5 protein-coding genes and 1 pseudogene are annotated in these 7514 nt (G+C 55.6%); 2 read left to right on the forward strand and 4 right to left on the reverse strand.

Going from position 1 to position 7514, the window contains the following annotated elements; genetic code table 11:
- Positions 1-417: 417 nt before the first annotated feature.
- Positions 418-888, reverse strand: a pseudogene (locus AC2FIM_RS20175) (tyrosine-type recombinase/integrase); the annotation flags it as partial.
- A 304-nt stretch (positions 889-1192) separates the two neighbouring features.
- Entirely contained in the window at positions 1193-2050 is an 858-nt protein-coding gene (locus AC2FIM_RS20180) for a LysR substrate-binding domain-containing protein (protein ID WP_271952822.1), read from the reverse strand.
- An 85-nt stretch (positions 2051-2135) separates the two neighbouring features.
- Here AC2FIM_RS20180 and AC2FIM_RS20185 point away from each other — a divergent pair, with 85 nt between their 5' ends.
- A complete protein-coding gene (locus AC2FIM_RS20185; protein WP_496708383.1) occupies positions 2136-3158 on the forward strand; it encodes a permease in 1023 nt (340 codons plus the stop codon).
- A gap of 479 nt (positions 3159-3637) precedes the next feature.
- Here the strand turns inward: AC2FIM_RS20185 and AC2FIM_RS20190 are convergent, their stop codons facing one another.
- Positions 3638-4003 carry a hypothetical protein gene (locus AC2FIM_RS20190; protein ID WP_496708384.1) on the reverse strand — a complete coding sequence of 122 codons (366 nt, stop codon included), beginning with the start codon at positions 4001-4003 and terminating at the stop codon, positions 3638-3640.
- Positions 4004-4015: 12 nt separating this feature from the next.
- A complete protein-coding gene (locus AC2FIM_RS20195; protein ID WP_496703425.1) occupies positions 4016-4648 on the reverse strand; it encodes a hypothetical protein in 633 nt (210 codons plus the stop codon).
- A 105-nt stretch (positions 4649-4753) separates the two neighbouring features.
- Here AC2FIM_RS20195 and AC2FIM_RS20200 point away from each other — a divergent pair, with 105 nt between their 5' ends.
- Positions 4754-7441, forward strand: coding sequence for a hypothetical protein (locus tag AC2FIM_RS20200; protein WP_496708385.1), 2688 nt, complete (start codon positions 4754-4756; stop codon positions 7439-7441).
- The last annotated feature ends 73 nt before the right edge of the window (positions 7442-7514 follow it).

Consider the following 7514-nt stretch of genomic DNA (forward strand, 5'->3'; position numbering starts at 1 on the left):
AGATCAGACATGTTCACCGCTCGTTTTTGAACCGTGAATCACGCCGCAAAACGGAAATCAATGGGTCCTGACCCTAGTAATAAGTTCGCTACCAATTTCGTCGAAAACTTAGTTTGAAAGCCGTAAGTTCGTGCGGCGTCGACGTGAATAAGTACCAGGGCACCCGTTTCAAATTGTCCGAAGTGATTGGCCTGTATCCGGTTTTGCCTCTTTCTCTTTGCGACAGACGCGATGCGTAAATAGCTGCCGTTGGTGCGCTGGCAGCGAAAGACAGTATCGTTCGCGTTCTGTGAGTTCGCTTGTGTTGAGATATTGCTGTCGTAGCGAATGACCGAAAAGTGGGCTGCGACCGCAGCATCGTGACGGCATGTCGAGTGACCGGTAAGGGCCGACCGTGTAGGCGGCCCAGAGATGTTTGATTTCAATAGCTTCAGCAATGGCCAAGGCATCCTCAAGTTCAACGCCAAGATACCTGACTGTACTGTCCATCTTTGTGTGCCCCAACAGAAGCTGAACGGCGCGAAAGTTGCCAGTCTTCTTGTTGAACTGAGTGACTTCCGTTCGCCGCATCGAATGCGTGCCATATGCACTTGCTTCCAGTCCGATCGACGTGACCCAGTCCCGAACAATCTACGCATACTGACGTGTCGATATGTGAAGGCGCTCATGAAAACGGCCTAGCCAAAGATACTCTGATCCGACCATCAATTCGTATTCCATCCATTTTTCGACGGATGTGCGGGTGCCTTCCGATATCTCAAACCGAACTGACTTCTGCGTCTTGTTCTGCAGCACTGATGCGGGTTCCCTGATCTGGCCTGACGCCAGCACATCCACAACTTTCCTCTTCACAAGGTCGCAGCCGCGAAGCTTGCTGTCGATTGCCATATTGAACAGAGCAAGATCACGATGGTACTCTGCCAATTCAAGCCGCACCCAGATTGCTCAGACATGCTTTGGTTTCAGTAGCCGCTTCTGACCGACAATGCGGCCCTTGTTCCAGGCTAGTCGAAGTGCGCGAATGGCAGGTAAGTTTGGTATTTCCATGACTAATCCTCCGATCCGCCATGCCCTCCCAAAACGACGACCCGACGTTGACACAGGCGTCATACCACAGGATGCCGCGCCGCCTCCGATGTCAGGAACCTAGTCCGACCTGCCCATTCGACAGAGCGCAGCGAAAGTCAGCTTTTTATGGCTTGGCCATAAATGCGGCTCGGATCGCCTCCTTCATAGCGTCCTGAGGCCCTTGTTCTTTCGGCTTGCTGGATGCCATCACCAGCTTGGAGGCAGGCGTGTTTCCGAAGCCCAATGCGTCGTTCACCACCGATAGACCTGCGTGAAACGACGAGCGACCAAGTAGACCTACTGCAATCCCAGCTTCAACCGCTGCAATCACGCCAGAGACGCTCTGACTGGAATATACAACGCGATATGGCTCTCCGCGGGCTTGCAATGAATTGACTGCCGCGTCGCGCCACCAGCATGCATGATCGAACAAGGCCACCGGAAGGCTTTCATCGATCTGAAAATTCCAGCGCACCGACGACACCCAATAAGTTGGGTCTTCATAAAGAACTTCCTCTTGGCTGGACGGGTTTTCGACCTCATAGACCGCAAGGTCCAGCGAACCTTTGTCGAGGGCCTCGGGAAAACTGGTGCTCAGAGCGCATGTGACATCCAGTTCGACTTTCGGATGATGGCGGGTGAAGGTCGCAATGATCGCCGCGAGTTTCGTTCGTCCGTGATCGTCGGGTATGCCCAAACGTAGTTTCCCGCTTACCGTGTTCTGGGAAATCTCTCGTAGTGCCGCATCGAGACGTGCCGTCACGTCCTGCGCGACTGGAAATAGCTTTCGTCCCGTGTCGCTCAGGACCACCCCGCGACCATGCCTGTCGAAGACCGGCTGACCCAGGATCGCTTCGAGGCGCTTGATTTGAAGGCTCGTTGCAGACTGCGACCGGTGGATGCGGGCGGCGCCTTCTGTGACGCTTCCGGCATCAGCCACGGCGACGAAGGTTCGCAGAAGATCGCTATCCAGGTTTTCCATTTGTTTTTCCAATATCGGAAATTGTAACTATGCGTTTCACAGATGCCTCGTGCCGCACTATTTTTCAAGGTCAGAGGAGTATCTCATGTCCGATCAGACAGCTGCCAACCGACCATCCAACCGGAAACCCTTAGTGTGGGGCCTGTTTCTGCTTCTATTGGCAGGTGTAGGTTTTGCTTGGCCGGAACACGCCGCAAACGCAGCAAGGTTCGTCTTATGGGGTCTAATTGTCGTTGCCCCCATTGTCATTCCGGGCATCGTTCTAGCAGCTTGGATCATCGCCAGCGGCGCGGATACCCATATCGCTGGCGCGTTCGAGGGCAGGACGCTGAGAGCGGTTTTGGCTGCATCGCTCATCGGAGCCATCACGCCGGTCTGCGGTGTGACAGTGCTGCCTTTAATGGCCGGATTGCTGGCAGCGGGCGTGCCACTCGCTCCGATCATGGCATTCTGGCTGTCCTCCCCAATAACTGATCCGGCGATGCTCGCGACAACAGCCGCGACACTGGGTTTGAGCTTTGCGATCGGCAAAACACTCGCAGCTTTCGGATTAGGCATATTCGGGGGCGTGGTCACAGGGCTATTCGCCAAGACACCTTGGGCAATGAGCGCGCTTCGAGACAATGGTCTTGCGCGCCAACTGAGTGCCGCACGATGCGGCAGGGATCACCCCTTTGATCCATGGGTATGGCGGTCTGAGGCACGAAGGCATTCTTTCAGCAGACAGTTCTGGGCGACCACGCGGCTGATCCTGATCTGCCTGATCCCGGCATTTGCCGCCGAGTATGCCCTGAACACCGCACTCACGCCGGGCGCACTGGCAGCATATGTTGGCGAAGACAAATGGTGGGCAATACCCGCCGCAGTCTTCGTCGGTGCCCCGGCCTATATCGACGGTTACGCTGCGCTCCCGCTGACACGCGGGTTGATCGACAACGGCATGTCCGAAGGCGCGGCGATGGCTTTCCTTGTCTCGGGCGGTGTTGTCAGCATCTGGGGTGCTATGGCCATCGCACCGGTGCTCAAATTGCAACCGTTGATGCTCTATCTGCTGCTTGCAGTTCTTGGTTCGCTTGGGGCGGGGTATGTCTTTGGGTGGATCGTCTGAGATTCAGCGTTAACGGGAAGCAGACGTTCAGCAACCGGCAGCTTCGTCCGCAATGTGTGAGTACGAGCAGCGCCAAAATTTGCACTTGCAGCGAATGACCGAAATGCGGGCTGCGTCCGCAGAATGCCAGCGGGGTGTTGAATGCTTTTTATGGGCCGCTCAGTGCTTTTTGGCCGCGTGCGCGGTAAAATTGCACAATAACCAGTTCTTCACGTCAGAGCTGTGCGGCATTTTGCACTTGGCACCGTGCGGAAGGAGTGCGGTGTTCATTGCTGTTAATGCCTCCGAGCGGCGACGCCCTAGGTGGCACCTGATTGACATTTTGGGTATTTTGGCGCAAAATAAAGGCATATTTAAACAGCATTAACACTATTCCAAATTTGCAAATCACACTTGGTCGAGATTGGTGTAAAGCGTCCTATTTGGCGCAATTCCCAAGAGAAATTGACAGAAGTTCATTTTTAAAACGGAGGCTTACTTTAGCTATGTCCAGTCTTATTCAATCTGTTTTCGGTCGTGTCACCCAACAGGAGAACGGTCAGCCCGTACACGGTATATTGGTCAAGATTCAGGCGGTATTTGGGGATGGCTGGCGCAAGCGAGACGGCTGTAAAATCGATCTTGGATGCGTCCTGACGGCCGCCGATGGCCGATTTGTGCTCATAGTGGATTCGTCGAAAATACCCGAAGACTGTCGATGTGCAGGTCCGATGGAATTGCGGATAAAGCTGCGCGACCGCGATGGCGTGCGCATCCATAAAGCCCGGCTCAAGATTGAGGATTGTTCCTGCACCGACGATATTAAAATCGACGTCGCCATCCCGGCAAAGAAGCTGGCGTGTCACCTGAGGCGCCCGTTAAGCTGGGCTGCACCGGATAAGCCGTTTTTGCCAGAAAGCGTTCTTGATGACATTGAGGAAGCGCTTGAGCTTGCGGATGCTGATCGGTTGCTGCGCAAGCGCACTCACTTCTTTGAGTGCATCCGCCCGACGCTTGCGATTTTTGACAACTCGCTTAGTGATGCCTGGAGTGTTCTGAACGGAGACGTCGCTGCCAAGGGGCGCTATGTGGATGTCCTCAATGCTCTTTGTGCCACGTCGCCAACAGGCTGCGGCTGTGGCGGCGCATCCGGGGATGATGCAGGCGGTATCTTGCAGGACATTTTTTCCGACGACTGCAATGATGACAGCTGTAGGCCCATCAAATCCAAACCCAACCCGGTGTGCTGTTCCGACCATGTCTGCCCGACCGGTAAGTCCCTGATCGCTGACAAAGACATGAGCTTGATGGTCTTTGCGGCCATGCATGTATCCTGTGGTCACAGACCAACAATGATCAAATACGTCGGCGCGCTGCTTGAACAACGTTGCCGGTTCCAGGTGTTGACCGCGCTTCATGAAGCAGCTGTCAACCTGATTTGCAAGAAGCCGCACGCAGGGCGTCATTTTAAGGATCTGCTCGAATATGTGATGTGCATCTGCACCGGTCAAACCTCTTGTGGACAAGTGCCTTGCTGTCAAACTTGTGTCCGCCAGCCCATCCTGGATTGCATCACGGATGCATATAGAAACTGGTGCAGTATCGAATGCTACACCGTGACCAAGATCAACCCAGAGCGTGCCTGCCCCGGTGACACGGTTGCGATCTGCGGGTGCGGGTTTGGCGATATTGCGGGGCAAGTGCAGTTCACCCAGCATGGCACGATGAACCCCGGTCCGATCGCTGTGCCGACCTCGTGGTCAGACGAACGCATCTGCGTGATCGTCCCGTCCAGTGCAGGATGTGGTTTGGCGATCATTCCTCCGACCCAAACGATCAGCGTCTGCGATCGTTTCCTGGACTATCGAAAAAGCGGCACGATGTTGGCTGAGTTCGAAGGCACAAGCGCTGACATTCTCAAGTTTATCGTCAAAGGGCATCAGAACGACGACTGCCTGTTACCCGGCGAGGTTCTGAAAATCCGCTGGAAGGTCTGCGCCGCTGACTCAGTGACTGTGCGCATCGTCAATACAGACACCGGCTCTGCCATTGCGCAGATTTCACCGGCCCCCGATCTGGGACGCTGGGACTTCGATCAGACTGACTTCGACCAAACGACCCGAGTGCGGGTCGAAATCGTCGTGACCGGTAAATGTAAACCTCCTACAGTAAGTCAGGGCTTAGACCTCGTTTTCCAGAACCCGCCGGATCTATCCATCGACGGGGTCGAGGTAACGCAGGCGATTCAGTATTTCCGTGCCAACCAGCATCTGACTGATCCAGCTGACCGCGGCCCGGACAACTCCCTTCAACTTGTTGCCAATAAATCGGCCTGGGTGCGGACATATCTGCGCAGTGGGCAGGATCCGAATTTCGATAATGGGCAGCTCGGCAATGTCAGTGGCACACTTCAAGTGGAACGCCGGGTTGGTGGGATCTGGTCCACGGTAGCCAATATCGTTCCGACCAATGCCCCGGTGACAGCGCAGGACAGTTTCTCGAGCTACGACGCAGAGAGACGTGACATTGATGCGACGCTGAACTTCATTATCCCTGCCAACGTGATGACCGGGCTCTTGCGCCTTTCTATCACTGTCTCGTCGCCAGACGATTGCTATGGAGGCAGCGGCACGGCCCAACAGCTTGTTGATGTCGATCTTGAGCAAGAGTTGCGCGTTGCAGCCGTCACAATTGGCTATAACGGTCCACCGATGGGCGGCGGCGCCAATATTACTTTGCCTGCCCCCAACGCAGCGCAAGTTGCCGCTGATACCAGCTTTGCGCTTCGGGTTTTCCCGGTAGGCAGTACGCCCAACGTGCGGATCATCGACAGTCAGACAACAACACAAGGTCTGACAAACAACAATTTCCCAGCGGGGGGATGCGATCCCAACTGGACGCCGATCCTGAATTTCGTGGCTAACGCGCGCACGAATGACGGTAATCAGGGCGATTGGCTTTACTATGGACTGGTCAATGCGGCGATCCCGCGCTCGCATGGCAACACAGGATGCGCCAGCGGCGGCAACGGCGCTGGCTTGTCCGGTAGCCCGGTCACGTTGGCGCATGAGTTGGGCCATCAGGCGGGTTTACCACATGCCCCATGTGGCACGGTCGGCACGCCAAACGCGAGCTACCCGCTTTACGAGCCTTACGATACCGGCATGACAACGACCGATAGCAATGGCAACACTGTCTATTCGGATGCGAGCATCGGCGAATACGGCCTCGACACAAATGACGGGACAATACACCGGCCAGCCAACAGTGAGGATCTGATGGGTTATTGCGGCCCCCGGTGGGTCTCGATCTTTACGCATAACTATATGCTGAACCGCGCCGAATTTGACCCGGTGGCGCTGGCAACAGGCGTGTCTGGCGGCAATTCGGTGGGGGCAGGCGCCATGGAAGTCGACAGGCAAGACCAGATGCGTCCTTTCGTGACGATCGTGGGAGAGGTCGGCAAAGACATGCAGGTCTCGGTCGCAAGCCTCGTACGGGTTCCAACCCGGCCCTTGCGTATGTCTGGCGCGCGTACCGATCTAGTTTTGCAGTTGATCGGGGACAAGGACGAGGTGATCTCATCTGCGCCGGTGTTCACAATGGATAATCACGACGCCAATGGCGATGGCTGCGGTTGCGGCGGAGGCGATAAAAAGGATCCGCCTAAACCGCCGTATAGTTTCATTGCGGCAATGGGCGATGTCGGCTCCGGAATTGCAATCCGCATCTGCCAGGGGGACGCAGTCATATGGGAGCGCAAGCGACCGGCACGGCCGGTTAAATTGGCTTCGGCTGAAGCCAGCATTGGCAAGTCTGGTCTAAAGGTTTCCTGGAAAACGACCGGTGCCAAGCGTGGTTACGATCCCGATATTTGGCTGCAATGGTCTTCTGATGGTGAACGCTGGAACGGGCTCAGGGTTGGTGCGAGAGGTAACAGCGTTGAGATCGACCCCAACACCATTCCGGTCGACAAGGTTTGGATTAGGGTCCTTGCTCATGACGGTTACTTCACCGCAACGGCAGACACCAAGCAAGTTAAACTGCCACCAGCGCCACCCGAACTCGCCATTATTCACCCCTCTGAGGGGCAAGTGGTGCGCCCGGACCGACCGCTGCATCTCTGGGGTACATTCACTGGCCGCACCGAAGCAAAATCCGTTGAATGGTATCTGGACGGCAAGAAGGTCGCCAAAGATCTGGATGCTTGGATCGATGTACCCAAGCCAGGTGACCATGTGGCGGAGCTGCGCGTTAAAGGCGCAAACCCGGTAACTGTCAAGTTTTCTACAGGTGAGCGCTAGGGTCAGGACCCATTGATTTCCGTTTTGCGGCGTGATTCACGGTTCAAAAACGAGCGGTGAACATGTCTGATCT

This window comes from Ruegeria sp. CDSC052 (genome assembly GCF_059610685.1).